Consider the following 26644-nt stretch of genomic DNA (forward strand, 5'->3'; position numbering starts at 1 on the left):
AAGTCTTAGACGAGGCTTTTCGCTTTTGTTTCAAGGAGAGGGAGCAAGCGCGAGGCGTTTGCTTTTTTTAATCGGCGCATGGACGGAACGGAAATAAAAAGCCGTTCTTTTGCGCGAGTGATTGCGACGTAAAGAAGGCGGCGTTCCTCTTCAAGCGGGTCGACATCACCGTTTCGGTACGCCTCAAGCGCATAGTCGTGCGGCAATAGTCCGTCGACTGCCCCAATAATATAGACGATCGGAAACTCTAACCCTTTGGAACGGTGAATGGTCATGAGTTGAATGCCGTCATCGCACGTTGTGTTGGCGTACGCTTTGACGCGCTCAACGTGAGAAAGAAACGCCTGGATCGTTTTGAATTTTCGGGCAACGACTTTGACATCGCGCACATCATCGGATCCTTTTTCCATCGCATTTCCTTCGTTGCCGCGCTTTTTTAAAAAGTCACCAAAGCCCATGTCTTTTTCAATGAAGTCAATGGCGTCGATTGGTTTCATGTTTTTCACTTTCGCAAAAAGCGGAACGATCGTGCGTAATTTTTGTTGTTGAAACGGTTGAATGCCGTCGAGTTTAGCGAGCGCTTCAACGAGCGAACAATCTTGTAAAATCGAGATCGCTTTTAAGTCGTTTATGACCGTCTGCTTCAAAAACAATACGGCTGCGACATCCGCAAGTGCTTGTTCATCGTTTGGATCGATCGCAAGTTGAAAAAAGCTTAATATATAGCGTACGATGCGCCGGTTGTAAAACGAGTCGCCGTCTGTTGTGACAGGAAAGCGAAGTTGCGAAAGCCGTTCAAACATCGCGCGCGCGGATGCGTTCGTTCGGCATAAAATGGCGATATCGCTCGGTTTGACGCCTTGTTTCAATCGCTCTTCAATGTCGCAGGCAATCATCGTTGCTTCTTCTTCTTCATCGTACGGAAAGAAAAACGTCGGACAATGCATGCTGTCGGTTTGAGCGTTCATTTGTTTTGGAATGCGCGTGCGACTTTTCGAAATGATGCGGTTGGCGAGCGAGACGATCGGATGCGATGAGCGATAATTTTCCGTCAGCTTGACGATTTTCGTATTCGGAAAATCTTTTTGAAATTGGTCAATGAATGATGGATCGGAGCCGCGAAACGCATAAATGGCTTGGTCGTCATCGCCAACGGCGCAAATGTGATGCGTATGGGATGCAAGCAGTTTCATCGTTTCGTATTGTACATGATTAATGTCTTGAAATTCGTCGATAAGAAAATAGTGAAACCGTTCGTGATATTGTCGTAATCGTTTTTCATCCGTCCGCAACATGTCATAGCACGCATATAACATATCATCAAAATCAAATACATCGAGTTGCCGTTTTCGCTCTTCATATTGCACATACAATTGCACAACACGCTCGTCCCATTCATTTTCGATCACGATGTCATGAAGGGGGGTGAGCGTATTTTTCCAATATGAAATGCGTTGCATCGCTTCATCGTACGGAAAATCGCGTTCATCAATGCCGATGTCGCGCCCGATTTCTTTCATCATCTTCTCTTTTTGCCAGTCGCGAATGAGCCGCTCATGACGCCAACGGAACGGATCGGCATGTTGTAACATGCGATAAAATAAGCTATGAAACGTGCCGATTGTCGGTAGTCCCGCAAGGTTGTACGACTGAAGTCTTTCGGCTAACTCTTTCGCCGCTTTTGTCGTAAAGGTGACGATCATGATGTTTGTCGCTTTAATATGATGAGTGGTGATCATGGCTGCGGCGCGCGCCGTTAACGTGCGCGTTTTCCCGCTTCCAGCACCTGCTAGAACGAGAAGCGGTCCATCGACGTGGCGCACCGCTTCGTATTGGTCGGCATCGAGCGAAACGTCGCATACGATCGTTTGTTTTTTTTCTTTCGTTTGAAATGGCTCAGTTGGTCGGATCGAGATGATGTGCGCTTGTTTTCGTTCTTCTTTTATGCAAGGGTGAGAAACATGATAAAAGTGCGGGGCATGTTCAATCGCTAAATGAAAGCGAACGATTCCACCGCACATCGGGCACGTCCATTTATTCCGTAAACTTTGTTCGTAAACGAGCTCATATTTTTCTCGTGGTAACGTATGAATGTCAAATAATTTGCCGTTATATCGTGCTTTGTTCATCGGTCAAACTCCTTTGTTTCACGTCAACGTCTATGTTAACAGATCATACAATAAGAGAAAAGGAGTTTTTCATTGGCGAGCGAATATATAAACAAAGGAGGCGAGCATATGCACATTCCACCGATTCGGCCAAACCCGCTTCACGTTCCGCGTATAACGAGCTCACAACGAGCAACAAACGAGAAAAAACAACAAACGCCACAAAAGAAAAAACGACCTCAAGATCGTTCGTTGAAAAAACGTTAATATGCTTGTACATGCATTCCTTTTCCATCTTGCCATTCAGCGTATAAAATGTCTGTATAGTTTTCAAAGCCAGCGTGGCGAATATGTTTTTTTAACCATTGTTCGTCCCAACCGTTTTCGCGTAAATTGTCCCAAACGACTTCCCCATCGATAATGACCGTCACAGGCAATACGGCTTCAGATGCAGAAAAGTTGTGATCTTGGCGCGTCGGTTGTTCGTATGGGGATTTTTTCATGACGCTCACCGTTCCGTCTGTTTCTAAAATGGCATATTCGACTTCGCGAACGGAAAAGACGTTGCGAGCGCGGAGTAAATGTTGTAGTTGGTTTAAATCGAGCTTCGTTTGTTTTAACGCTTCATATAAAATTTTCCCTTTTGAAATGACGATGACCGGTTTTCCTTCCAACAATTCGCGCAGTTCTTTTTTCTTTTGCGTAATCATTTCTGTTGCGTAAATTAACAGTCCCCAAAGTGCAATCGCAAATAACACTTTAGACAGCCCAACGTCGGCATCATATAGCCCATTGCCGACAAGCTCTCCGAGAACGAGGGCAGAAATAAAATCAAACGGTGTAATTTGCGTAATTTGTGTTCGGCCGAGTATTTTCGCCATAATAAATAAAGCGATATAACCGATAACTAATTCGATCGCAATTTGTCCGAATTCGCTCATAACGATATCCTTTCCTTTGTCGCTTATTTTGTTAGTATGCCAAGCGAAAAAGAAAACATGCGACCGTTATGATCGCATGTCGATTGTTTTGATCATCGTCACATGTGGAATGCCTGCGTCAAGAAAGACGTCGGATACCGTTTCATAGCCGAGCTGTTTGTAAAACGGTTCAGCATGTGTTTGAGCGTTTAGTTTTACTTTTGAGACGTGCTGTTTGGCGTATTGTTCAATCGCTTCCATGATGCGCTTGCCGATGCCACGTCCGCGATAAGCTGGAAGGACGCAAATGCGTTCGACTTTACCGATGCCGTCGATCGTTCGGAAGCGCCCTGCCGCAATCGGTTTGTCGTTATCGTATATGACGAAATGAACGGACTGTTGTTCGAATACGTCAATTTCTTCTTCTTCTGATACGCCTTGTTCGTCAATAAAGACAGCGCGACGGACGGAAAGGGCATCGTGCCAAAGCGCTTCATCTTGCCCGAATTTTACGTCCATATGATTATTCCTTTCCGAGATGAAATGTTTCATATGCGGACCATGATCCGTTTTCAAGCTGATATAACAGATGGAAGCGATCGACTTGTTCTTCAAAATGGACAGATTGCATCTTGAACCGTCCGAATACGTCCGAATATTCGTCGTTTGACAAATCACGTGCGATCGTAATGTGCGGTACGAACGCATAGTCTGTTTGTTCGACGAACGGTGGACGATGTAATTTTTCATGTAGTGTCACGAGTGGCTCTGTTTTTTCTACTTTTAAATAAATGACGTTGTTGACTGGATAAAACGAGCTAAATTTCGTGACACGCAACAAAAACGGTTCCGTTTCGCGCGCGACGTTGCGCAGTTGTTGGACGAGTTCCTCCAGCTTGTCTTCTTCCACATCAAACGCATATTTTAACGTGATGTGCGGTGGGATTAAAGCGTAATGAGAGTCATACCGTTTGCGATACGCATTTGCAAAATCTTGAATTTTTTTTGATGGAAAAATCGCGATACCACACTTCATGCGATTTCCTCCTTTCACATTATATCTATATATTATAACAAATTTTCGGAAAATAAGGTTACATTTCAATAACTTTTTTTAGTCCAATTGGTAAATCTGGCTGCCAGTATGTCCATGAATGATCGCCGTCAAACTCGTGATAATGATAGCGAACTTGTTTTGCTTGAAGGACGTGAGATAGCGCGCGATTTGGTTCAATAAAGTTACGGACAGCTCCGTCTGTCGTTTTCACTTCTGTCTCATGTATGCCGATGGAATGATACAGCGCAAGCAAATGCCAATCCGTAAATGATTGGACATGCGCCATGACATCGTCGTTAACGTATGGCGACTGCATGACGACTTTTCCGAACGTATGCGGATATGTCATCGCGGTAAGTAGCGAAACGGTTCCGGCGAGCGAATCGCCGACGAGTATGCGGCTTGAGCCTATGTGATATGTCGAAAACTTTTCGTCGACAAGCGGCACAAGCTCGTTTGCTAGAAAGCGCATGTACGCCTCTCGTTTTTTTCCGTTCGGGTGGTATTTTTCATAGCGATCGAATACATCGCGATACGGCACGCCGATGACGACAGCGCGCACGCCAAGCTCGTCGATGACGCGTCCGATTTTTCCAAACATAAAATAATCTTGTCCGTCTTGTGCAATGATGACGAGATGTTTATAAAGCGGTGTGACAGGTTTTGAACAATACACACGCAACGATAGTTCCTCGTCTAAATGTTGGCTGTGAAGTTTTAACTCTTGCATGTTCTCCCATCCTTATATATGTCTTTTTCGAGGCGAAGGACTGTCGGTCTGATACCCTCCGCTTTCGACGTTGTTCTTTCTTATCGTACCACATTTCTGCATTTTTTGTCGTTGCGTGATATAATGAGAGAACGAGAGGGGGAATAGCACATGAAGCGTATATCAAGCAAAGAAGTATATGAAAGAACGTTGCAGCTATTGACGGAACGTGGTGTGACGATTCCAGCGATCGCTGAGATTGTATATGAAATGCAAAGTCCGTACAATCCAGACTTAACGATGGCAGAATGTATAGAAAGTGTCGAAAAAGTGCTTCAAAAGCGCGAAGTGCAACATGCGATTTTAGTTGGCATTGAACTAGATAAACTAGCAGAGCAAAACATGCTTTCCGAACCGCTTCAAACGATTGTTGAAACAGACGAAGGACTGTTTGGCGTTGATGAAACGTTAGCGTTAGGGGCAGTGCTCGGATATGGAAGCATTGCGGTGACAACGTTCGGTCATCTCGATAAAAATAAAGTCGGAATTATTAAACAGCTCGATACAAAGCGGGGCAAAGGTGTGCATACGTTTTTAGACGATTTAGTCGCAAGCGTTGCCGCAAGCGCCTCCGGTCGTCTTGCCCATAACTTGCGCGACGAGGAAGAAGCTGCGTTGAATGCGTAAAAAGGAGACCGTAAATCCGTATGGGTTTACGGCTTTTTTGTTGTATAGTTTTGAAAAGAAGGAAGGGCTTTGTCGAATAACAAAATAAATTCAATAATACTTCGTAATGTTTGGTGTTCAAAGTTTGCTAGTCGATACATGTTATGTAACGTCTCGGATGCAGGAAGATGAATATGGTATGGCTCAGTCGTCGTTTGATACCGCTCATCTGCATTGTGAGGCTCCGAATGCCATTTTAAAATGGTTTTCCCATCTGAAGTGACCCAATCGTAGTAATAGTAGTCGATCCAACCGTCAGAAGTTTTGTATTCGATAACGTATAATTTCGTGTCATTGCGAAAGATGATCGTTTTTCGAGCGCAATTTTTGGTGGAAGGGCGCCCGTCAGCGCCGCCTTCTCGGATTTCTAAAATGATGTCGGCAAAGTCTCGCTCGAGAAAAGAAAAAACGTTGGCTGGTTGGCGTGGATTAGGGTATGATCGCTTTGTTTTCCCTTTTCCTCGCCTTTGTTTGTTCGCAATAGAGGTTCTTTTCCGTTCTTTACTCATCAAACAAACCGACCTTTTTTAAGGCATATGTCCACTCTGAAGCATCTCGTTGTTCTTCAGGCGTTAAAACATCTTTTTTAGCCAACGTTTCAAAGTAAGTGCCGTTATATTTTTTATTGAAAAATTGAATGGTTTCTAGCAGTTCATTTTCTACTTGTGGAAGATGTTGTTTTTGTTCTTTTTCATAAAGGTAGGCAATTTCTTTAATCGTCATAACTTCGTTCGATGAGGTAATATAGAGTGCTGTTTCAGGTATTTTGGCATGCGCGTTTTTCCCCGCCTTATGCGCGCCTTTAATTTTTCCTTCTTTAATCCAATTGTTCACAGTGGCGACGGTGACCCCCATAAACTTCGCTACTTCGCTCGTTTTATATACTTTTGTTAAATGATGATTTTCCCCTACATCGATGACTAATTCACAAAGCTGTTCAAAACAAGAAGCAAGTTCGTCTACGTTTTGCGGTTGATGAAGGCGTGACATAAGCTGTTCAGTTTTGTGAGGTTCCACTCGTTCTAAGACGTTTGTTAAATACTTCAAAAAAGAAGCAAGTTCCTCTACTTTTTCGTCCTGTAGTTGTGCTTTCATTCGTTCTACCCAACATTTTGCTTTTTCGCGATCCATAACGGTTGTCACATGAACCACCTCCTTGTCTTTATTGTAGAAGGATGGGATAAAAAGTTCAAATGAAATGAAAATAAAGTTAAAATAAAATTAAAATGATGATATATATTATATCCTAATAAATGGTTTGTGAACATAAAAAACCCTCCACTTTTTCAAGGAGTGAAGGGTTACAACATGTCTTTTTGTTGTTTCAATAGATCGCGAATTTCTATCAGCAATTGTTCTTCTTTCGTGAGCGTTTGTGCGGTTTCTTTTGCTTCTTCTTGTTTTTTGACGCGTTCGTATAAGTTGTTCAAAAGTTTGACGAATAAAAAAATGGAAAAGGCGATGATGAAAAAATCTACGACAGTTTGAATAAACGCGCCATATTTTACTTCGGCTTCGCCAACTTTCCATGATAAATTGCTAAAGTTAATGCCCCCTAAAAGCAAACCGATAAGCGGCATAATGATGTCGTTGACGAGAGAAGAGACAATTTTCCCGAACGCTCCGCCGATAATGACCCCGACAGCCAAATCGATGACGTTGCCACGTACCGCAAATTTTTTAAACTCGTGCCACATAACAAACCTCCGTATGCGATGTTTATGTTTTAGTATAACAAAGTCTCCCGATAAGCAAAAGTCAATCGGTTGACGGATCGTTCTGTTTACACATAGGCGCATTTTTTATGGTTCATGCATAACATAGCGATGACGATAAAGAAAGAGGTGGGAACATGTATTATTACTATCCGACTTATGTGTATGTGCCGATGTATCCGTATCCGATGTATCCGCTTCCGCGAGAAAACACGAAAGATTACGGACCGAACCCGTTTGTTGTCCAAATGGAAGACGCGACGAAACGAAACGACATGTTTCGTACGACGTTATGGACAGGACCGCATTTACAAGTGACGTTAATGAGCCTTCGTGTCGGGGAAGATATTGGTATAGAAATTCATCGCGGTGTCGATCAATTTTTACGTATTGAACAAGGCGAAGGCATCGTACGGATGGGGAAGAGGAAAAATGAATGGACGTTTGAACGACGAGTCAGCGATGGCTTTGCCATTTTTGTGCCTGCCGGAACGTGGCATAATGTAATCAACACCGGAAATATTCCGCTCAAGCTATATTCTATTTATGCGCCGCCACAACATCCTGCTGGAACCGTCCATCCAACAAAAGCCGATGCGCTTGCGGCTGAACGATGAAAGACTTGGGGGAAGCCCTCAAGTCTTTTAGATGAAGAAGAACGAAAACTGCGAAGCGAGGTGAATGAAATGGAGACAAAGGAAAAAGAACAAGTGTTGGAACTCATGATTTCGTATGAACAAAAGGCGTTAGAAAAGGGAAGAGAAGAAGGAGTGAAGTAAGGAATAAAACAAGGCATGAAGCATCTTATACAAACGATGGCGCGAAAAGGAATGAGCGTCAAAGATATTGCGAACGTCACAGACCTTACGGAAGAAAAAGTGCGTGAGTTGTTAGAAAAGGAATGAGTCTCCCTCGATGTACAGCAAAAAAAGCGCTTGTCATTTTCAGACGATAAAAAACAGTTGCAATTTTTCGGAAAATACGATACATTAATTAAAAATCAGAAAATTCAATATCGTTTTACGTTCTTATCAAGAGAAGGGGAGGGACTGGCCCGATGAACCTTCAGCAACCAGCCGAAAACGGTCAGGTGCTAAATCCAGCGAATTGGTGTTCAATTCGGAAGATAAGAAGAAGTCGTTGTCTATGGACAAAAAGCCTTCTTCTTAGAAGGCTTTTTATTTTTTCGGAAAGGGAGAGAGGGCATGAGTCATATCGAAACGGTATTAGCGCAAATCGGCAATCGAAGCGAAACGACGACAGGAACGGTCAACCCGCCTGTGTATTTTTCAACAGCATATCGTCATGAAGGGATCGGACAATCGACAGGGTACGATTACATTCGCACAGGAAACCCGACGAGACGTATTGTCGAAGAAGCGATCGCCGAGCTAGAAGAAGGGGATCAAGGCTTCGCATGTAGCTCGGGGATGGCTGCCATTCAAACGATATTTGCGTTGTTTGAAAGCGGCGATCATTTTCTCGTTTCCGCGGATTTATATGGTGGAACGTATCGACTATTTGAAAAAGGGTGGAAGAAATACGGGCTGTCGTTTACATACGTCGATTTTCGCGATCTCGATGCGGTGAAGGCACATGTGACGGACAAAACGAAAGGGATTTTTTTAGAGACGCCGACAAATCCGCTCATGCAAGAAGCGGACATTGAAGCGGTGGCAGCGTTTGCGAAACAACATCATCTCCTTCTCATTGTCGATAATACATTTTACACACCTATGTTACAAAAGCCATTAACAAAAGGAGCAGACATCGTCATTCATAGCGCGACGAAATATTTAGGCGGGCATAACGATGTGCTTGCTGGGCTCATTGTCGCAAAAGGAAAAGCGTTGTGCGAGCAATTGGCGATGTATCATAACGCGATCGGTGCGGTGTTGTCGCCGTTTGATTCATGGTTGTTAATTCGCGGCATGAAAACGCTCGCGCTTCGCATGCGCCAACATGAACAAAACGCAAAAGCGATTTATGAATTTTTAGCGCAACATGAAGACGTGACCGATGTGCTTTATCCGGGAAAAGGAGGCATGTTGTCGTTTCGCGTGGGCGACGAACGGTGGGTGAATACCTTTTTACGAAGCTTAAAGCTTATTACGTTTGCGGAAAGTTTAGGCGGTGTCGAAAGTTTTATTACGTATCCAGCGACGCAAACGCATATGGATATTCCAGAGGACGTTCGTATCGCCAACGGGGTATGTAATCGACTGTTGCGTTTTTCGGTCGGTATCGAACATGTTGACGATTTAATTGCTGATTTAACACAAGCGTTTCAACGCATGAAAGAGGTGTAGAGGATGGATGTGCAAACGCAACTCGTTCATAATAAATGGCAAATTGATGCGCAAACGGGCGCGGTGAGCGTCCCGATTCATCATGCGTCAACGTTTCATCAGTTTGATTTTGATACGTTCGGAAAGTACGATTATAGCCGTTCGGGCAATCCGACGCGCGAGGCGTTAGAAGAAACGATTGCAGAACTAGAGGGGGGCGTCAGTGGCTTTGCGTTCGCCTCCGGCATGGCGGCGATTTCTACGGCATTTTTATTGTTGTCGAAAGGTGATCATGTGCTCGTTACTGATGACGTATATGGCGGAACGTATCGCATCATCACCGATGTATTAAGCCGATTTGGCATTGAACATACGTTTGTCGATATGACCGATTTAGATGCAGTAGCGCGCCACATTCGTCCGAATACGAAAGTCATTTATATGGAAACGCCATCGAACCCGCTATTGAAAATTACAGATATTCGTGGGGTTGTGAAGCTCGCCAAAGCACATGGCTGTTTGACGTTTTTAGATAATACGTTTGCGACGCCTATTTTGCAGCGGCCGCTTGATCTCGGTGTCGACGTCGTTTTGCATAGCGCAACGAAATTTTTAGCGGGGCATAGCGATGTTGTGGCCGGGTTAGCGGTCGTGAAAGACGAGCGTCTTGCGAAAGAGTTGCGGAAACTGCAGTATTCGTTTGGTGCGGTGCTTGGTGTGCAAGATGCGTGGCTCGTGTTGCGCGGATTAAAAACGCTTCACGTTCGGTTAGAACATTCGTCTCGTTCAGCCATACAACTCGCGCAGTTTTTACATCGTCATCCGAAAGTGGCACACGTGTATTATCCGGGGCTTTCGCATCATGACGGGCACGTCATTCATCGTGAACAAGCGCGAGGGTTTGGTGCGGTGTTGTCGTTTGAATTGGAAGATGAACAAGCGGTGCGGACGTTTGTCAAACATGCGCACGTTCCGGTATTTGCGGTCAGTTTAGGAGCAGTTGAGTCGATTTTATCGTATCCGGCAAAAATGTCGCACGCAGCGATGCCGAAAGCGGAGCGCCACCGTCGCGGTATTACGGACGGCTTGTTGCGCATGAGTGTTGGACTTGAAGCCATTGATGATTTAATTGCCGACTTTGAACAGGCGTTATCATATGTATAGGCTAGGTCAGTACCTAGCCTTAGCTAATTTGGTCGAGGGCATGTCGTTGTAGTTGTTGCTCGACCATGCGATCGAGTTGTTGGATTTTTTTTAAGGCCAGTTCATCATCGATTTGGCGATAATGATGTTTGCCACCCGGTTCTTCATCTGCCTCATCAGCAAGTTTGACGATCGTCTGGAGCGGTTTTCGTTTTAATTCTCCTTCTGGAAGATACGAGTCGGTATGAAGCAAAATGGCGAGGGCGATTTCTTTAGCATGTTGAGGATGTTCTCCGAGTCGAATAAGCAGTTTATGCGCTCGCTCTGCCCCTTTGATCGCATGAATATCGTTTTGTTTGTATGTTTCATAGTCCCATGTTCCGTTTGAATACCATTCGTAATGACCGATATCGTGAAGCAATGCCGCTTTTGTCGCCAAGTCGACGTTGACACCGTACTGTAAGGCAAGGCGATACGCATGATATGCGGTCGCAATGGCGTGCGCGACGCCTGAGCGTTTTAAATATTTTTGGGTGATGGGGTGAAGGAAGATGTCAGTTAATGTGACACGTCTCATAGCTCACCATCCCTTTCGAATGTTTTTCTAATTATCATATCATGTATACTTCTAACATGGCAATACATATTTTTCTGTTTTTCCTTCATACTAAGTGAAAAAAGGTTTGGAGGACGCATATGTTTTTATCATTATTATTATCAATGATGACAGCGTTTTCGTTCAATGGGCATGCTTGCACGAAAAAATTGGATGAAGCAAACGTGCAATTGTGTGGAAAAGAAGATGGAGATTGGGTGCGCCATTTTATGTTGCACGTCGGCAAAGAGACGTATGCGTTTCCAGAATGGGAACACGTGAACGACCCAAAAGCCATTCCGCAATTATATTCCATTGACGTGACGGACGATGGAAAAGAAGATGTCGTTGTTTTTCTCGTGAAAGCGCGCGGAAACGGCACGTATAAAAACGAAGTGCACGTATTCACCCATAGCCAAAGCGGCATGGAAGAAGTCATCGTCGAAGATCCGCGCACCATTGTATTAAAAAGTGTGAAAATGAAAGAGACAGACGAAGGAACAGAGCTTGTCATCGATCATGTTCACGCCCTCATTCCGTACAATCGTCAAGGCGAAAGAGGAATAAAAGTGACATTCGATCGCTTTGTAAAGTATGCGATCGACAAACAAAAGCTGAAGGCCGTTTTATTGCTAGAAAGAAAAAAAGGCGAATACATCGGCAGCTTAATCGTCACATATGAATATAAAGACGGCCTTTTTCAAGGTACTCACATTGACTTTATCCGCCATTAGCCATTGCGTATGCGATGGCTAAAAATTTTTTAAAAAAAGTATTTGACAATGTGGATGAAGGTGATTATAATAAAAAATGTGTTCGATAGGACAACGACATACGATTCCGTAGCTCAGCTGGGAGAGCGCCACCTTGACAGGGTGGAGGTCGCTGGTTCGAGCCCAGTCGGAATCATCGCAAACCCCGAGTTCTTTTAGAGAGCTCGGGGTTTTTCGTTGTATTCAGCATCTTCTCCCGACTGGCGCAAATGTTTTCGTATGCAGGAAACAGTTGATTCAGACGTTTTTTGAGGAGTTTATCGTTCTCTTTTTCCCGACGATACAACCCGATCGCCGCTGCACTGCTTAGTAAAATGGGTTATACTGAAAGTGAACGGGTAGAATGGAAAAAGCAATTTTTACGCATGCTTGTGCGGATGGAATTAGACGAAGCGAAACAACGGTTGTTGTTTGGCTTTTTTGAAACATATGTAAAACGATCAGATGAAGAAGAACGAAGACTGCGAAGCGAGGTGAATGAAATGGAGACGAAAGAAAAAGAACAAGTGTTGGAACTCATGATTTCGTATGAACAAAAGGCGTTGGAAAAAGGAAGGGAAGAAGGAATGAAACAAGGGATCAAACAAGGGATGATACAAGGTATGAAGCATCTCGTACAGACGATGAAAAGAAAAGGAATGAGCGTCAAAGATATCGCGAACGTCACAGACCTTGAGGAAGAAGAAATACAGAAGTTGTTAGAGAAGGAATAAGTAATTTGTGTATTATTTCACAACTGTCGTCGACCTCCAATCTTGCAAAAACCCCGGGGGATCGACGACAGTTTGCTTTTTGCAAGTTTTTTAGACGTATCAACGCATGGAGACTATTGACTGAATTTTCGGATGTATGTATAATGTTGTTATATAGCTTTTCCACACATTGATTTATCAACACTTTTTGGGGTTTGTATCGTACCTATAAGGAATTGAAACTTCATGCAGAGATTATGAAGGCGATCGGCAATGTCAAGTTTGTATCGTACCTATAAGGAATTGAAACCGGGCAATTTCGTTTGATACCACTTGTACGCATAGAGTTTGTATCGTACCTATAAGGAATTGAAACACTCTTCAGAGTGACTGCTTTTAAAGTTTTGTTTAAGTTTGTATCGTACCTATAAGGAATTGAAACATTGAAATTCAATCATATGAACTCGCTCTTATTTCTTGTTTGTATCGTACCTATAAGGAATTGAAACTGGTACAAGGGGTATAAACCGAATGAGGAAATGAAGTTTGTATCGTACCTATAAGGAATTGAAACGTTGCTCATCTGTCGCCAAGTGCCATCTCATCGCACAGTTTGTATCGTACCTATAAGGAATTGAAACTCGTCTGCAAGTTCCAAAAGCAAAATGCGTAATTCCGTTTGTATCGTACCTATAAGGAATTGAAACTCATCTCGGAAATTGTGTTCCGCGATGACGAGCAAGTTTGTATCGTACCGATGAGTGATATTCGGCGCTGGGTATGTCGGTTTTTAGATGTTCAAGAGGAGAAAATGAAGAAAAAGTTCACGAAAGATGTGAGCTTTTTCTTTTTTATTCTTCATGGTAGTTGGAAAATGTATAGAAAAATCAAACATATTTGATACAATAAAAAAATAACGATCGTATAGGAGGGAAGATGATGTACATCTATTTATTTGAAAACGATCAGCCCGTCGTTTGTTTCTAAGACGGAGCAGGGGTTCGTTCCGTCTTGTAGAGAATGAGAAAAAGACGGGGGAAAGAAGATGAGACAAACATTTTTCGGTTCGTTGTATTTATCGCTTGCGGCGAGCATTTGGGGTGGCATGTATGTTGTGAGTAAATATGTGCTCGATTATGTTCCGCCATTGACGCTTGTATGGCTTCGTTATGCGATTGCTTTTTTTGTGTTATGGGCAATTTTACGAGTGCAACGCATTCCGGCGCCAAAAGAAAAAGAAGATTGGAAGCATATCATATCCATTGGAATCGTTGGGTATGTCGTTTCCATTTCGTTGCAGTTTCTCGGCACGAAATGGTCGGATGCGCATACGGCTTCGCTTATTACTTCGGCAACGCCTGCGTTTATCGTTATTTTTGCTCGTTGGATGTTAAATGAAGCGATGACGTTACGAAAACTAAGTGCGCTTTTGCTTGCGACGGCAGGAGTTGTCGTTGTCGTTGGATTTGGTCGGGAAGAGACGACGTCCTTTTTCGGAAATGTATTACTTGTCGGAGCGGCAGTCACGTGGGCGCTTTTATCGGTGCTCGTTAAAATCGCATCGGCTCGCTTGTCCGTGTTAGTCATTACGACTTATGCGATTTTTGTTGCTTTCATTGGCACAACGCCATGGATGGTATGGGAATGGTGGCAAGCGACGGCTATCACATATTCGTTTCCTGTTTTGCTTGGGATCATTTATCTTGGTGTGGTGTCAACCGCAGGGGCGTTTTTTCTTTGGAATAAAGGGATGGAAATGATGGATGCTAGCGTCGGTTCGCTCTTTTTCTTTTTTCAGCCGCTCGTTGGCTCGCTGTTCGGCTGGCTGTTTTTACATGAGCAATTACATGTTTCATTTTGGATTGGTGGAGCATTCATTATCGTTGGAGTTATTGTTGCGGTGTTTGAGAGGAAGCCATCGGATGTATAACAATGAGCCCTTGTGCATGCGCAAGGGCTTTTACAACATTGTATACACCGTTAAAACAAGCACACATACGAAAACGACGATCATGACGTTAGCGCCGAGCCATGAAGCCAGTACGGCACTTACAAAGCCGAGGATGCCAAACCACGGATCATCTTGGATAAGAAAAATGCCTGGAATGATTAAAGCGCCGAGCGTGGCGTATGGGACGTTGCGCAATACACCGCGCCAAAAAGGCGGTAAGTTGATACGGTGAAAAACAGTCAACGGCAGCATGCGCGGAATGTATGTGACGATGCCCATGCCGAGAATGATAAACATGATGTCACTGCGCATACGTTGTCCCCTCTCTTCTTTCCATCGCCCATTGAACGAATATCGCTGACAAAATCGTTGCGATAACGATCGCCCATCCTTTTGGAACGTGAAGCCATAATAAAAGTGTACAGTTGATGAGCCCGGCACTCACAGCCAGCCAAAGCGCTTTTCGTTCGGTTTTGATGGCAGGAACTAACAGCCCGACAAACATCGCATAAAGGGCAACAGATAAACTTAGTTGTACGTTTTCTGGCAAATACGCGCCGACGATATGTCCGATGGCAGAGTTGACGACCCAGCTGCTGTAGGAAATGAAAATAAGTCCGAACATATACGAAGCACAAACCGATCCTTCTTTCATCGCAGCGACAGAAAACGTTTCGTCTGTTATGCCGAATGCGTATAACGCTTTTTTCCAAAGTGCATCGTGTTCCGCCTTTTCATTCAAGGATGCCGACATTAAAAAATGGCGAATGTTTAAAATAAATGTCGTGAAAATGATTTCAAATGCGCCTGTGCCAAGAGAAAGTAAATTGAGCGAAATGTATTGCGCCGCCCCCGCAAATACGATCATGCTCATGAGCGTCGTTTCGATGATGGAAAGACCTGTGGATTTTGCTAACAAACCGAACGTAAGCGCAACAGGTGCGTATCCAATCGCAATCGCGATTCCTGCTTTAACACCATGACGAAACATGTGTATCCCCCCTTCTTTTGTATTTTCATAAAATTTTTTCTATTTCGCAAGTGAAAAGATGAAACTTCTTGTATTTTCTATCGTATAGTAAGTCAATGGACATGAAAGGAATGATTCCCATGCTTAAAAAGTTACTAGACCTTCTTTTGAATAAAAACATGCATAAGCGTCGTTACAGCAGCAGCGATCGTTATACGTACCGTCCGCATCGCCATCCATCACAGTACGGCTATAAGCATTATAAGAAAAAACATCATAGCCGTAGCGTATTCTCAAGCTTTTTTAGCAGCTAATGATTCATTTGTTTCAAAAGCCGTATCGGGAAGGCACAGTCGTGAATGGACGGTATGTGATTGAGATGCAGCTTGGAGAAGGAAGTTACGGTGTGGCGTATGTAGCGCGCGATGAACAGACGACCGAACGTGTCGTGTTAAAGCAAATGAAACGCACGAAACGAAAAAAGCGGCGTGCATCGTTTGAACGAGAAGCGCTCATTTTAAAGCAGCTCGATCATCCGCAAATTCCGAAATTGTACGATTCGTTTGAAACAAACAACGTTCCGCATCTTGTTATGGAATATATAGAAGGGGATACGATCGAGACGCTCATTTTTGATAAAAAACAAACGTACGGGGAAAAAGAAGCGTTTTCGTTGCTTTCGGATGTGTTGCCTGTCATTCAATACATTCACGCAAAGCAAATCGTTCATCGCGATTTGCGCATTCCGAATATCGTCTTTCGCGATGGGATTGTATATGTGCTTGATTTTGGGCTTGCGCGTTTTTTACATGAACAAGATGAATCGTTTTTGACGGTCGAACAACGACTTAGACGAACGATTGATGTGAAAAGCGACATATACGCTCTCGGCCATTTTTTATTGTTTTTATTGTATTCTTCCTATGAACCGATGGAGGAAGAAGAAAAAAGCTGGGAAGACGAATTGTTGCTCACTGAGGACGCGCGTGGCGTGTTGCGGCGTATGTTGCAACTTGATGTGCCGTATGCATCCGTTGAACAGCTAGCGCGCGATGTCGCATATGTCGTTCAGTAGGCGTTTTATGACGCCTATTTTTTATGTTTCTCAAGTTCACGTTTGGTACGAATGAATGCAATCAGTTGAATGATTTCGTCTTCCGTTACTGGTTCGCCGTCTATTGTCATATGAAACGTGAGATGAGTTAGCTCAATGGTTGGTTGTTCTTTATCTGTTACCCCAAGCAAATAATCCGTTGTTGTGCCAAACAAGACGGCGAGTTCTTTCACTGCTTCGAGTGACGGCTGGCGGTAGCCCGATTCATAGCCGGCGTACGTACTTTTCGCAATATTGAGCTGATCGGCAATATATTGCAACGACCATTGCTTCTTTTTTCTCAGCTCCGACAATCGCTTTGAAATCATCGTGTTTCTCTCCTTTATCGTTCTTCTCACGTTGTTCGCGAAACGAATAAAAGTGCTTGTTATTTTCTTTTTTTCTGCATATAATTGAAATAAAGGTACGCGAATCGCGAACAATTTTATTTATAGTTTACACTACATGACACAAAGAATACAATAGATGACTTAAAATCGCCATATTTGAGGTGACGATGATGAAAAATATTTTGTTGCTTGCGACCGGCGGCACGATTGCTTCAGTGCCGAGCGAAGAAGGATTGACGCCGAAGCTGACGGCAGAAGAATTGACGAGCTATATTACGATTGAAAATCAGCCGTACCGGTTACATAGTCAAATTTTAATGAACATCGACAGCACGAATATGCAACCGGAACATTGGTGCGATATCGCAAAGGCGATTTATGCACATTATGACAGCTATGACGGATTTGTCGTCACACACGGAACGGATACGATGGCTTATACGGCAGCTGCGTTGTCATATATGATTCAAAACAGCAAGAAACCGATTGTATTGACCGGTTCACAAGTGCCGATTGGTTTTCCGAAGACGGATGCGAAAAAAAATATACGCGATGCGCTTCGTTTTGCGTGTGAAGACGTCGGCGGCGTGTTCGTCGTCTTCGATGGGCGCGTCATTTTAGGAACGCGAGCGGTCAAAATGCGGACGAAAAGCTATGATGCGTTTGAAAGCATTAACCATCCGTACGTTGCTTACATTCATCGGGAAACGATCGATTACCAATATGAACTCCAACAACCGAATGGGCATGTGCAGTTTGATTCTTCGCTTTGCCCGGATGTGTTTTTATTGAAGCTTCATCCAGGGACAAAGCCAGAAATATTCGATTACATTCGCCATTTATATCGTGGCGTCATTATTGAAAGTTTCGGTAGCGGCGGCGTGCCGTTTCAGGGACGCAATTTATTGCCGAAAATAAAGGAACTGATCGACGATGGCATGGCGGTCGTCATTACGACGCAATGTTTAGAAGAAGGAGAAGATTTAACATTATATGAAGTCGGACGAAAAGTCGCGCAAAATACAGTCATTTTATCAGGAGATATGAATACGGAAGCGATCGTACCGAAGCTCATGTGGGCGTTAGGAAAAACGACGAACGTCCTTGAAGTGAAAAAAATGATGGAAACGCCAATCGCCAATGACATGACAGAAAAACATGAAGAAGGTTGGGATGCGTAAATGATGCAAACGAAAGCAGTACGACTTGAACGAGATTTGCTTGGCGAAAAAGAAATTCCATACGATGCGTATTACGGCATTCAAACGATGCGTGCGGCGGAAAATTTTCCGATTACCGGCTACCGTTTGCATCGGGAGCTTATTCAAGCGATGGCGGTCGTAAAAAAAGCAGCAGCGCTTGCGAATATGGAAACAGGACAGCTCGATATGCGCATCGGTGAAGCGATTGTGAAAGCGGCGGAAGAAATTATCGCGGGACAATGGCACGATCAATTTATCGTCGATCCGATTCAAGGTGGCGCAGGCACGTCGATTAATATGAATACGAACGAAGTGATCGCGAATCGCGCACTTGAATGGCTAGGAGAGCGGAAAGGGAATTATCATATCATTAGTCCGAATACGCATGTAAACATGTCGCAATCGACAAACGATGCGTTTCCGACAGCGATTCATATCGCCGTATTAAATATGGTGAACAAATTGCTTGAGACGATGGAACATATGCACGATGTGTTTGCCGAAAAAGCGAAACAGTTTGATCATGTCATTAAAATGGGGCGGACGCATTTACAAGATGCTGTTCCGATTCGTCTCGGTCAAGAATTTGAAGCATATCGCCGCGTTGTAAAACGCGATATCGAACGCATTGCCAAATCGCGCCAACATTTATATGAAGTGAATATCGGCGCAACGGCGGTAGGCACGGGATTAAATGCCGATCCGATATATATTGAGCGCGTCATTTTTCATCTCGTTCAGTTGACGAACTTGCCGCTTGTACGGGCGGAACATCTTGTTGATGCGACGCAAAATACCGATGCATATACGGAAGTGTCGGCCGCTTTAAAAATATGCATGATCAATATGTCAAAAATCGCAAACGACCTTCGTCTCATGGCTTCTGGTCCGCGCGCAGGGCTTGGGGAAATTAAATTGCCTGCTCGTCAACCCGGCTCGTCCATTATGCCGGGAAAAGTAAATCCGGTCATGGCGGAAGTCGTCAATCAAGTGGCGTTTCAAGTGATTGGCAACGACCAAACGATTTGTTTAGCCTCAGAAGCAGGACAGCTTGAGTTAAATGTGATGGAGCCTGTGCTCGTATTTAATTTGCTTCAGTCGCTTCATATGATGGACAACGTGTTTCGCGTGTTTACAGATTATTGTTTAGCCGGCATTGAGGCGAATGAAGAACGAATGAAGCAACATGTTGAAAACAGCATCGGCGTCATCACAGCCGTCAATCCGTACATCGGCTACGAAGCGGCATCGCGCGTCGCAAAAGAAGCGCTTCGTACGGGAAAATCGGTGCGTGAATTATGCATCGAGTATGATTTGTTGAATGAAAAGCAATTACATGATATTTTAGACCCGTATGCCATGACAAGTCCGGGCATTGCTGGTAAACATTGATGAAAAGGAAGGTTACAACATGTCAAGCGGAGCAAACATGCACATTACGATTCGACTACAATTTGCCAAACATGTCGTCTCTTTTAGCGACATTGCTACAGCGATTGGACAAGCAGGAGGAGATATTGTCGGCATCGACGTCATTTCTTCAAGCAAAACACATACGGTGCGCGACATTACGGTGAGCGTCCTTGACTCGAAACATGCGGACGTTGTCGTCGATACGTTGCGAAAAACAACAGGTGTGAAAGTCATTCACGTATCTGACCGCACGTTTTTAATGCATATCGGTGGAAAAATTGAAGTGAAATCAAAAGTTCCGATTAAAACGCGTGACGATTTAGCGCGCGTGTATACGCCGGGAGTGGCGCGCGTATGTACAGCGATTGCGGAAGATCCAACGAAGGCGTATTCGTTAACGATTAAACGAAATACAGTGGCGGTTATTTCAGACGGAACAGCTGTATTAGGACTTGGCGATATTGGACCGTATGCGGCGATGCCTGTCATGGAAGGAAAGGCAATGTTGTTTAAACAACTCGCTGGCGTCGATGCGTTTCCGATTTGTTTAGATACGAAGGATACAGATGAAATTGTACAAATCGTCAAAGCGATTGCCCCAGCGTTTGGTGGTATTAACTTAGAAGACATTGCTGCGCCGCGTTGTTTTGAAATTGAAGAGCGATTGAAACAAGAGCTCGACATTCCTGTTTTCCACGACGACCAGCACGGCACAGCTGTCGTTTTACTCGCGGGGCTATTAAATGCATTAAAAATTGTAGATAAAAAGATTGAAGAGATTAAAGTTGTATTAACAGGCATCGGCGCAGCAGGCATTGCTTGCACGAAAATGTTGCTTGCGGCTGGCGTAAAAAACATTATCGGCGTCGATCGCCAAGGGGCGATTCATCGCGGGGTGCAATACGACAATCCGTATTGGAATGAATATGCGCAACTGACAAACCCAGAAAATATAAGCGGTTCGCTTTCGGATGTCATCGTCGGCGCGGACGTATTTATCGGCGTATCTGCTCCAGGCATTTTAAAAGTAGAAGATGTAAAAAACATGGCGAAAGATCCAATCGTTTTTGCGATGGCAAACCCGGTTCCAGAAATTGATCCAGAGCTTGCGGAACCGTACGTTCGTGTCATGGCGACAGGACGTTCAGACTATCCGAACCAAATTAATAACGTTCTTTGTTTCCCAGGCATTTTCCGCGGAGCGTTGGACTGCCGCGCCATCGAAATTAACGAAGAAATGAAACTCGCTGCCGCCCAAGCGATCGCCTCTGTCGTCACCGACGAAGAATTAAGCGAAACGTACATCATCCCAAGCGTCTTTAACAACAAAGTCGCTGAACGCGTGCGCGAAGCCGTCATGAAAGCCGCATACAAAACAGGCGTCGCCCGTAAAGACGATATGATGTTTCGATAAAAACATGGCGCAATGACGCCATGTTTTTTGTTAACCTTTTCCGCCCATGTCACTCCTTTCTTATTTACCTCCTCAGCCTTCATCGGTTATTTTTTTAAATAGAGCCTCGTTGCTTCTTGATTGTGTTTAGAATAGAATGAGAGAGTTAGAACATGACATGATAGGTGAATATATTTTATGAAACGATTATATGCACTGTATGCAACGTTCGTCGCTGTAATTGGGTGTGCCTTATTTTTGTATATATGGCCGTTTGAACATATAGTACAACAATGGGGATTGTTGCTTTTACTTTCTGGTTCGACGATTTTGTTAAGTATTTACATTGTCCATCTTCCCCCGAAAGGGAATGCCTTTTCACTAGACTCAACAATTTATTTAGCTACCATCTTCGTATATGGATTAGAAACATCATTAATGGTGTTGTTATTAAGTATGATTCCAACATATCTTTTTCACGAAAAGAAGATGGCTTGGTGGAAACATGTATGTAATTTTGCGATGTATACATGCATGATTGTTGGGGCTTATTATTCTTTTGTCATGCTTGGAGGAGAAAGTGGTTCTTTTTCGATTCACTTTCTCGATGCGTACTTATTTTCTTTAATTGTTTATTCCACCATAAACATGTTATTAATCATAGGGTTTTTTTCACTTTCCTCTTCTTCTAGCGTTAGACATATTTTGATGGAGATGTTAAATGAGTGGCTTTTTACTTATGGTGTTACACTACTAACGTCCTTAGTGTTAGTCAGTCTTCTTTTATTAAATGAATATTTTGGGATTTTACTGTTTACAGCTATTGGTTTGTTATTATCTTTAGCTTTTAGACAATATGGACGTTTATATGAAAAAGCGGCGAATGACAAAACGTATATTGAACAGTTGCTGAATTCGTTGCCAATCGGAATTGTGACAATTGATGAATCGACATCGAATAATTTTATTAACGATTCCGCTGCGATGTTGCTCGATTTAGATAAAAAAGAAATGAAACAAATGATCGAGCAGGAAAGGGAAAGTGAAAAAAACGCTCTATTTTGGAATCTTTTCATTCACCGTGATCCATTTCAGCAAGTAAAGGTACCGTATGAAAAAGATGAGAAGAAAAAAATATTTTTAGCGTCTCAATCGAATTTGCTTAATTTATATGGTGAGAAGGTGGGGCGTACTATTTTCTTTTTAGACATCACCGAAATGGAAGAGCTAACGAAGCGAATACATCAATCGGAAAAATTGGCGTTAGTTGGGGAGATGGCGGCGAAAGCGGCGCATGAAATTCGCAATCCGCTTACGGTCATTCATGGCTTTTTAGCGTTTATGGATGAAAATTTAGCGGAAAACGAGCGCGAACAATATCACATTCCACTTTTATTAAAAGAAATTGACCGCATTAACGCGATTGTCGAAGATATGCTTCTCATTGCAAAGCCGAGCGCACCGATGTTAAAAGAGACGTACATGGAAACGATCGTTCAAGATCTTCTTTCTTTGCTGCAGCACACATGTGAAACAAAAAAAATCGCTGTTCACGTTCGTCTGGATCGGGTTCCGTTATGGATCGATCCGAAACAAATGATGCAAGTGTTATACAATCTACTGCACAACAGCATCGAAGCTATTGAAGAAAACGGCACGATTTGCATGTATTCCGATGTGAATGAGACGTACAATATGTATATTTACGACTCCGGCCGCGGAATTCCCAAAGAGATGCAAAAGACGATTTTTGAACCGTTTATGACGACGAAATCATCGGGCACAGGCTTAGGATTAACGATTGTGAAGCGAATTATCGAAAACCATGGCGGAACGATTGCGCTTCATGATAGTTCGGAGAAAGGAACGACGTTTGTTATCAGCTTGCCGATTGGGCGATAAAAAAGCCAGCGTGCTAGACGTTGGCTTTTTTATATAGCTATGCAGGGAAATGGCTGATGTTGTCGAATAAAAACGTCAAAAAAAGTATGCGAGGTGAATGTATGTCCATTGATCACGATCGTCTGTTTAAAGAGTTAATTCAAACGTTTTTTGAGGAGTTTATCGTTCTCTTTTTCCCAACGATGCATGAGCATATCGACTTTCAACACGTATCGTTTTTGTCGGAGGAGCTGTTTACCGATGTAACGGCAGGGGAGAAGTATCGCGTTGATTTGTTGGTCGAAACGAAATTGAAAGGGGAGGATAGCCTAATTATTGTCCATATCGAAAACCAAAGCTACGTCCAACCATCGTTTCCTGAACGAATGTTTATTTATTTTAGCCGTTTGTTTGAAAAACACCGTAAACATATCGTACCGATTGCCGTCTTTAGCTACGATACGATCCGCGATGAACCATCGACATTTACCCTCCAATTTCCGTTTGGTCATGTGCTTGATTTTCATTTTTTCACTGTGGAACTTCGTAAACAAAACTCGCGAAACTACATTCGTCAAGACAACCCGATCGCCGCTACACTACTAAGTAAAATGGGGTATACTGAAAGTGAACGGGTAGAGTTGAAAAAACAATTTTTACGCATGCTTGTCCGAATGGAATTAGACGAAGCGAAACAACGGTTGTTGTTTGGCTTTTTTGAAACATATGTAAAACTATCAGATGAAGAAGAACGAAGACTGCGAAGCGAGGTGAATGAAATGGAGACGAAAGAAAAAGAACAAGTGTTGGAACTTATTATTTCGTATGAACAAAAGGCGTTGGAAAAAGGAAGGGAAGAAGGGATGAAACGTCTTGTACAAACGATGGCGAGAAAAGGAATGAGTGCAAAAGACATTGCGAACGTCACAGACCTTGCGGAAGAAGAAGTGAAACAGCTATTGGAAAAAGAATAAGTTGTTTGCTCATTATCGTCGATCTCCCGTTTTATGAACACTCCGGGAGATTGACGACAATTATCAAGGAAATGAACCGAATTTTCGGATGTGTGATGATGGTGTATAGCTTTTCCGCGTGTTGATGCATTGGCACTTTTTATGGTTGTATTGTGCAAAGGATGGAATGTATCGTTCGCTCGGACTTATTCGATTTGTATCATGCCTATGAGGAATAAACACGTCAGCGTGCTAGACGTTGGCTTTTTTCGTATAGGTTTGATAGGTACTATTTTACTTTTTCTTCAAAATTCGTTATAATAAAAAGTAGAGGACATCTTTCTTTCCGATTGTGGTAAAGTGAGATGTTTTTTTCATGGAGACATTGATTTCACAAAGAAATGGAGGGATTTCTGATGAAGAAATACGCCATTGTGTATTGTGAACATCAATTTGGTTCCATGGATGGAAAAACAGCAAATGGACTTGTGCGCGATTCGGGGTTGTATGAGATCGTTGCGGTCATTGATTCGACAAAAGCTGGTCAAGATGCCGGCGAGGTGCTTGATCAAAAGAAAAACGGCATTCCGATTTGTAAAAGTCTTCAAGATGCAATGACCTCCGCAAAAGAAAAACCAAACTACTTCATCTTAGGAATTGCTCCAGCGAACGCTTTTCTCAAAAAAGAAGAACGCCAAGTGATTATCGAAGCGATGGAAGCAGGCATGCACATCATTAATCCACTTCAAGAGTTTTTAACAGAAGATGAAGAAATGATGACGATGGCGAAACGCTACGGGGTAACGATTCGCGACGTTCGCAAACCGCGTCCGAAAAAAGAATGGACGTTGTTTACGGGACGCATTTTGCAAGTGAAAGCGCCAATTGTGGCGGTGCTTGGGACAGATGGCGCATGCGGGAAACGAACGACGGCGATGATCGTCGCAAAAGAAATGCAAAAGCGCGGTTATAAAACGGCATTCGTTGCGACAGGACAAACAGGGTTAATTCAAGGTGCGTCGTACGGCTTTGCGATGGACGCGTTTCCGCTTCAATATATGATCGGCGAACTTGAGCGGGAAATCGTGCGCGCATATGAAACAGAGCGACCGGACATTATTATCGTAGAAGGACAAGGAGCGCTTAGTCACCCAGCTTACGTGAGCTCGGCTGGCATTTTAAAAGGGGCGCGGCCGCAAGCCGTTATTTTACAACATCCGCCGAAGCGAAAAGTGCTTGGTGACTTCCCGTTTGTTGAGATGCCGACAGTGGAAAGCGAAATTGCGTTAATTGAACATTTCGGAAAGACGAAAGTCGTTGCGATTACGTTAAATCATGAAGGGATGACAGATGAAGAACTAAAACAAACAATTGACGAATACGAACGAAAATTCCATATGCCTGTGACCGATGTATTAAAATATGGAGCGGATAAAGTTGTTGATCGTCTCATCAATTATTTCCCGTCTTTACGAAAACATGAGGTGGCAGTATCATGACGCCGAGAGTTGAAATTGACTTGTGGAAAATTCGTCATAATGCTGCAACGTTAAACAAATGGTGCGAAGAAAAAGGGATTCAAATGACAGCTGTCGTCAAAGGGGTGGGCGGAGATGTACACATTGCGCGCGCCCTCGTCGATAGCGGCATTACAAGTTTAGCAGATACGAAAGTGGAGAGAATCGCAAAATTAAAATCAGCGCATATTCCAGCCACATATATGCTTATTCGCACGCCTGCGCTAAGCGAAGTGAGCCAAGTCGTTCAACACGTCGATGTCAGCGTCCAATCGGAAATCGACGTCGTGCGTGCCATCTCTGCGGAAGCGGTGAAGCAAAACAAAACGCATGCGATCATCGTCATGGTTGAAATGGGCGACTTGCGCGAAGGCGTCATGCCGACAGATGTGCCGGCATTTATTGAACAAATTTTGCCGTTGCCAAACATTCAAGTCGTCGGCATTGGAGCGAATTTTGCCTGCTTCGGTGGCATCATCCCGACCGATCAAAAAATGCGTGAACTTTCATCGCTCGCCAAATATATTCAAAAAGAATATTCATTATTGTTACGATACGTATCCGGTGGAAACTCCGCAAACTATTATTGGCTAAACCAAACGACAGACGTCGGATGTATTAACCATTTGCGATTAGGCGAAGCCATTTTTTTAGGACGCGAGACGATTCGTGGCGCTGCGATCCCTAACTTATATCAAGATGCGTTTTGTTTAGTAGCCGAAGTCATTGAAGTGAAAACGAAACCGTCTGTTCCATACGGTGTGCAAAGCCGCAACGCATTTGGCGAAACGCCGACGTTTCAAGAACGGGGCATGATGAAACGCGCCATTGTCGGCATCGGTCGCCAAGATGTACACGTCAACGGACTAACACCGCTTGCCCCCGTTGACATCATCGGATCAAGCAGCGACCATATTATTGTTGATGCGACACGCACCGACATTCAAGTCGGTGATCACCTTCGTTTTGCGGTGGACTACGGTGCAATGATTTCGCTTATGACGTCTCCATACGTTCAAAAAACGTATGTACAAACGGATGAAAAAAACAGCCGTTTCCCGACAAAAACATCGGCGTAAGCAAGCCAGCGCATGAGGCGCTGGTTTTTACATAGCCTTTGCGCACGACGTTTCCGCGTCCGAATGCCTCCTTTGGGTGGCAACACTTCTCATGAAAACAAATAACAAAACAGCGC

28 protein-coding genes, 1 tRNA gene, 2 pseudogenes, 1 CRISPR repeat array and 1 riboswitch are annotated in these 26644 nt (G+C 43.6%); of the genes and pseudogenes, 19 read left to right on the forward strand and 12 right to left on the reverse strand.

Annotated features, from left to right (window positions below; translation table 11 throughout):
- Window positions 1–5: 5 nt before the first annotated feature.
- The gene (locus tag HNQ82_RS10345) at window positions 6–2129 is read right to left on the reverse strand and encodes an ATP-dependent helicase (RefSeq protein ID WP_183249376.1); all 2124 of its coding nucleotides are present in this window, start codon (window positions 2127–2129) and stop codon (window positions 6–8) included.
- A gap of 108 nt (window positions 2130–2237) precedes the next feature.
- Between HNQ82_RS10345 and HNQ82_RS10350 the strand changes: the two genes are divergently transcribed.
- Window positions 2238–2375 carry a hypothetical protein gene (locus HNQ82_RS10350; protein WP_183249378.1) on the forward strand — a complete coding sequence of 46 codons (138 nt, stop codon included), beginning with the start codon at window positions 2238–2240 and terminating at the stop codon, window positions 2373–2375.
- On the opposite strand, the gene HNQ82_RS10355 is transcribed toward HNQ82_RS10350, so the two are convergent.
- From HNQ82_RS10355 to HNQ82_RS10370, 4 genes are all read right to left on the reverse strand, one after another.
- Window positions 2372–3049 carry a DUF421 domain-containing protein gene (locus HNQ82_RS10355; RefSeq protein WP_183249380.1) on the reverse strand — a complete coding sequence of 226 codons (678 nt, stop codon included), beginning with the start codon at window positions 3047–3049 and terminating at the stop codon, window positions 2372–2374. The two genes, HNQ82_RS10350 and HNQ82_RS10355, sit on opposite strands and share 4 nt — an antisense overlap.
- A 66-nt stretch (window positions 3050–3115) precedes the next feature.
- Window positions 3116–3547 carry a GNAT family N-acetyltransferase gene (locus tag HNQ82_RS10360; RefSeq protein WP_183249382.1) on the reverse strand — a complete coding sequence of 144 codons (432 nt, stop codon included), beginning with the start codon at window positions 3545–3547 and terminating at the stop codon, window positions 3116–3118.
- A 4-nt stretch (window positions 3548–3551) separates the two neighbouring features.
- Window positions 3552–4064, reverse strand: coding sequence for a YjcG family protein (locus HNQ82_RS10365; protein WP_183249384.1), 513 nt, complete (start codon window positions 4062–4064; stop codon window positions 3552–3554).
- Window positions 4065–4122: 58 nt separating this feature from the next.
- A complete protein-coding gene (locus HNQ82_RS10370) occupies window positions 4123–4815 on the reverse strand; it encodes an alpha/beta hydrolase (RefSeq protein ID WP_183249387.1) in 693 nt (230 codons plus the stop codon).
- Between the two features lie 150 nt (window positions 4816–4965).
- Here HNQ82_RS10370 and HNQ82_RS10375 point away from each other — a divergent pair, with 150 nt between their 5' ends.
- Window positions 4966–5481: a phosphatidylglycerophosphatase A family protein gene (locus tag HNQ82_RS10375; RefSeq protein WP_032100702.1), complete on the forward strand. Its 516-nt coding sequence runs from the start codon at window positions 4966–4968 to the stop codon at window positions 5479–5481.
- Window positions 5482–5507: 26 nt separating this feature from the next.
- On the opposite strand, the gene HNQ82_RS10380 is transcribed toward HNQ82_RS10375, so the two are convergent.
- The 3 genes from HNQ82_RS10380 to mscL all read right to left on the reverse strand — a co-directional run bounded on the left by HNQ82_RS10380 (window position 5508) and on the right by mscL (window position 7217).
- Window positions 5508–6029: a toxin-antitoxin system TumE family protein gene (locus HNQ82_RS10380; RefSeq protein ID WP_183249389.1), complete on the reverse strand. Its 522-nt coding sequence runs from the start codon at window positions 6027–6029 to the stop codon at window positions 5508–5510.
- Window positions 6022–6663, reverse strand: a complete 642-nt coding sequence (locus HNQ82_RS10385; protein ID WP_183249392.1) for a helix-turn-helix domain-containing protein — start codon at window positions 6661–6663, stop codon at window positions 6022–6024. Before HNQ82_RS10385 ends, HNQ82_RS10380 begins: the two co-directional genes overlap by 8 nt.
- A 158-nt stretch (window positions 6664–6821) precedes the next feature.
- Window positions 6822–7217, reverse strand: coding sequence for a large conductance mechanosensitive channel protein MscL (gene mscL / locus HNQ82_RS10390; RefSeq protein ID WP_183249394.1), 396 nt, complete (start codon window positions 7215–7217; stop codon window positions 6822–6824).
- A gap of 155 nt (window positions 7218–7372) precedes the next feature.
- On the opposite strand from mscL, the gene HNQ82_RS10395 reads away from it, so the two are divergent.
- The 4 genes and pseudogenes from HNQ82_RS10395 to metC all read left to right on the forward strand — a co-directional run bounded on the left by HNQ82_RS10395 (window position 7373) and on the right by metC (window position 10687).
- On the forward strand, window positions 7373–7852 hold the full coding sequence (locus HNQ82_RS10395) for a cupin domain-containing protein (protein WP_183249397.1): 480 nt from the start codon (window positions 7373–7375) through the stop codon (window positions 7850–7852).
- Between the two features lie 24 nt (window positions 7853–7876).
- A pseudogene (locus tag HNQ82_RS10400) lies at window positions 7877–8140 on the forward strand (DUF4351 domain-containing protein); the annotation flags it as partial.
- A 120-nt stretch (window positions 8141–8260) separates the two neighbouring features.
- Window positions 8261–8368, forward strand: a riboswitch (SAM riboswitch).
- A gap of 72 nt (window positions 8369–8440) precedes the next feature.
- Window positions 8441–9544 (forward strand): methionine biosynthesis PLP-dependent protein, encoded by a 1104-nt coding sequence (locus tag HNQ82_RS10405; protein WP_183249399.1) that lies wholly within the window; start codon window positions 8441–8443, stop codon window positions 9542–9544.
- A 3-nt stretch (window positions 9545–9547) separates the two neighbouring features.
- On the forward strand, window positions 9548–10687 hold the full coding sequence (gene metC / locus HNQ82_RS10410) for a cystathionine beta-lyase (RefSeq protein WP_183249401.1): 1140 nt from the start codon (window positions 9548–9550) through the stop codon (window positions 10685–10687).
- Between the two features lie 19 nt (window positions 10688–10706).
- Here the strand turns inward: metC and HNQ82_RS10415 are convergent, their stop codons facing one another.
- Window positions 10707–11243, reverse strand: a complete 537-nt coding sequence (locus HNQ82_RS10415; RefSeq protein WP_055440368.1) for an HD domain-containing protein — start codon at window positions 11241–11243, stop codon at window positions 10707–10709.
- Window positions 11244–11362: 119 nt separating this feature from the next.
- On the opposite strand from HNQ82_RS10415, the gene HNQ82_RS10420 reads away from it, so the two are divergent.
- The 4 genes and pseudogenes from HNQ82_RS10420 (at window position 11363) to HNQ82_RS10435 (ending at window position 14656) form a co-directional block, all read left to right on the forward strand.
- Entirely contained in the window at window positions 11363–11995 is a 633-nt protein-coding gene (locus tag HNQ82_RS10420; RefSeq protein ID WP_183249403.1) for a hypothetical protein, read from the forward strand.
- Between the two features lie 102 nt (window positions 11996–12097).
- Window positions 12098–12170: transfer RNA gene (locus HNQ82_RS10425), tRNA-Val, on the forward strand.
- Window positions 12171–12303: 133 nt separating this feature from the next.
- Window positions 12304–12747: pseudogene (locus HNQ82_RS10430) on the forward strand (RpnC/YadD family protein); the annotation flags it as partial.
- A gap of 192 nt (window positions 12748–12939) precedes the next feature.
- Window positions 12940–13433: direct repeats of the CRISPR family, unit length 30 nt; unit sequence GTTTGTATCGTACCTATAAGGAATTGAAAC.
- Window positions 13434–13771: 338 nt separating this feature from the next.
- On the forward strand, window positions 13772–14656 hold the full coding sequence (locus HNQ82_RS10435) for a DMT family transporter (RefSeq protein WP_183249405.1): 885 nt from the start codon (window positions 13772–13774) through the stop codon (window positions 14654–14656).
- A gap of 30 nt (window positions 14657–14686) precedes the next feature.
- Here HNQ82_RS10435 and HNQ82_RS10440 read toward each other — a convergent pair whose 3' ends face one another.
- Window positions 14687–14989 (reverse strand): AzlD domain-containing protein, encoded by a 303-nt coding sequence (locus tag HNQ82_RS10440; protein WP_183249407.1) that lies wholly within the window; start codon window positions 14987–14989, stop codon window positions 14687–14689.
- Window positions 14979–15668, reverse strand: a complete 690-nt coding sequence (locus HNQ82_RS10445; protein WP_183249409.1) for an AzlC family ABC transporter permease — start codon at window positions 15666–15668, stop codon at window positions 14979–14981. The genes HNQ82_RS10440 and HNQ82_RS10445 overlap by 11 nt, the downstream gene beginning before the upstream one ends.
- 119 nt (window positions 15669–15787) lie before the next feature.
- On the opposite strand from HNQ82_RS10445, the gene HNQ82_RS10450 reads away from it, so the two are divergent.
- Window positions 15788–15961, forward strand: coding sequence for a hypothetical protein (locus HNQ82_RS10450; protein ID WP_183249412.1), 174 nt, complete (start codon window positions 15788–15790; stop codon window positions 15959–15961).
- The gene (locus HNQ82_RS10455; protein ID WP_183249415.1) at window positions 15961–16722 is read left to right on the forward strand and encodes a serine/threonine protein kinase; all 762 of its coding nucleotides are present in this window, start codon (window positions 15961–15963) and stop codon (window positions 16720–16722) included. The genes HNQ82_RS10450 and HNQ82_RS10455 overlap by 1 nt, the downstream gene beginning before the upstream one ends.
- A gap of 14 nt (window positions 16723–16736) precedes the next feature.
- On the opposite strand, the gene HNQ82_RS10460 is transcribed toward HNQ82_RS10455, so the two are convergent.
- A complete protein-coding gene (locus tag HNQ82_RS10460; RefSeq protein ID WP_183249417.1) occupies window positions 16737–17069 on the reverse strand; it encodes a helix-turn-helix domain-containing protein in 333 nt (110 codons plus the stop codon).
- A gap of 191 nt (window positions 17070–17260) precedes the next feature.
- Here HNQ82_RS10460 and HNQ82_RS10465 point away from each other — a divergent pair, with 191 nt between their 5' ends.
- From HNQ82_RS10465 to HNQ82_RS10495, 7 genes are all read left to right on the forward strand, one after another.
- Window positions 17261–18271, forward strand: a complete 1011-nt coding sequence (locus tag HNQ82_RS10465) for an asparaginase (RefSeq protein ID WP_183249560.1) — start codon at window positions 17261–17263, stop codon at window positions 18269–18271.
- A complete protein-coding gene (aspA, locus tag HNQ82_RS10470; protein ID WP_183249419.1) occupies window positions 18272–19684 on the forward strand; it encodes an aspartate ammonia-lyase in 1413 nt (470 codons plus the stop codon).
- A 19-nt stretch (window positions 19685–19703) separates the two neighbouring features.
- On the forward strand, window positions 19704–21119 hold the full coding sequence (locus HNQ82_RS10475) for an NAD-dependent malic enzyme (RefSeq protein WP_183249421.1): 1416 nt from the start codon (window positions 19704–19706) through the stop codon (window positions 21117–21119).
- 177 nt (window positions 21120–21296) lie between these two features.
- Window positions 21297–23000, forward strand: a complete 1704-nt coding sequence (locus tag HNQ82_RS10480) for a two-component system sensor histidine kinase NtrB (protein ID WP_183249423.1) — start codon at window positions 21297–21299, stop codon at window positions 22998–23000.
- A 101-nt stretch (window positions 23001–23101) separates the two neighbouring features.
- On the forward strand, window positions 23102–23953 hold the full coding sequence (locus tag HNQ82_RS10485) for an Rpn family recombination-promoting nuclease/putative transposase (protein WP_183249425.1): 852 nt from the start codon (window positions 23102–23104) through the stop codon (window positions 23951–23953).
- A gap of 395 nt (window positions 23954–24348) precedes the next feature.
- Window positions 24349–25431: an N-acetyltransferase DgcN family protein gene (locus tag HNQ82_RS10490; RefSeq protein WP_183249427.1), complete on the forward strand. Its 1083-nt coding sequence runs from the start codon at window positions 24349–24351 to the stop codon at window positions 25429–25431.
- A complete protein-coding gene (locus HNQ82_RS10495; RefSeq protein ID WP_183249428.1) occupies window positions 25428–26528 on the forward strand; it encodes an alanine/ornithine racemase family PLP-dependent enzyme in 1101 nt (366 codons plus the stop codon). The genes HNQ82_RS10490 and HNQ82_RS10495 overlap by 4 nt, the downstream gene beginning before the upstream one ends.
- The last annotated feature ends 116 nt before the right edge of the window (window positions 26529–26644 follow it).

It is taken from the genome of Anoxybacillus tengchongensis (assembly GCF_014201585.1).
GTDB lineage: Bacteria > Bacillota > Bacilli > Bacillales > Anoxybacillaceae > Anoxybacillus > Anoxybacillus tengchongensis.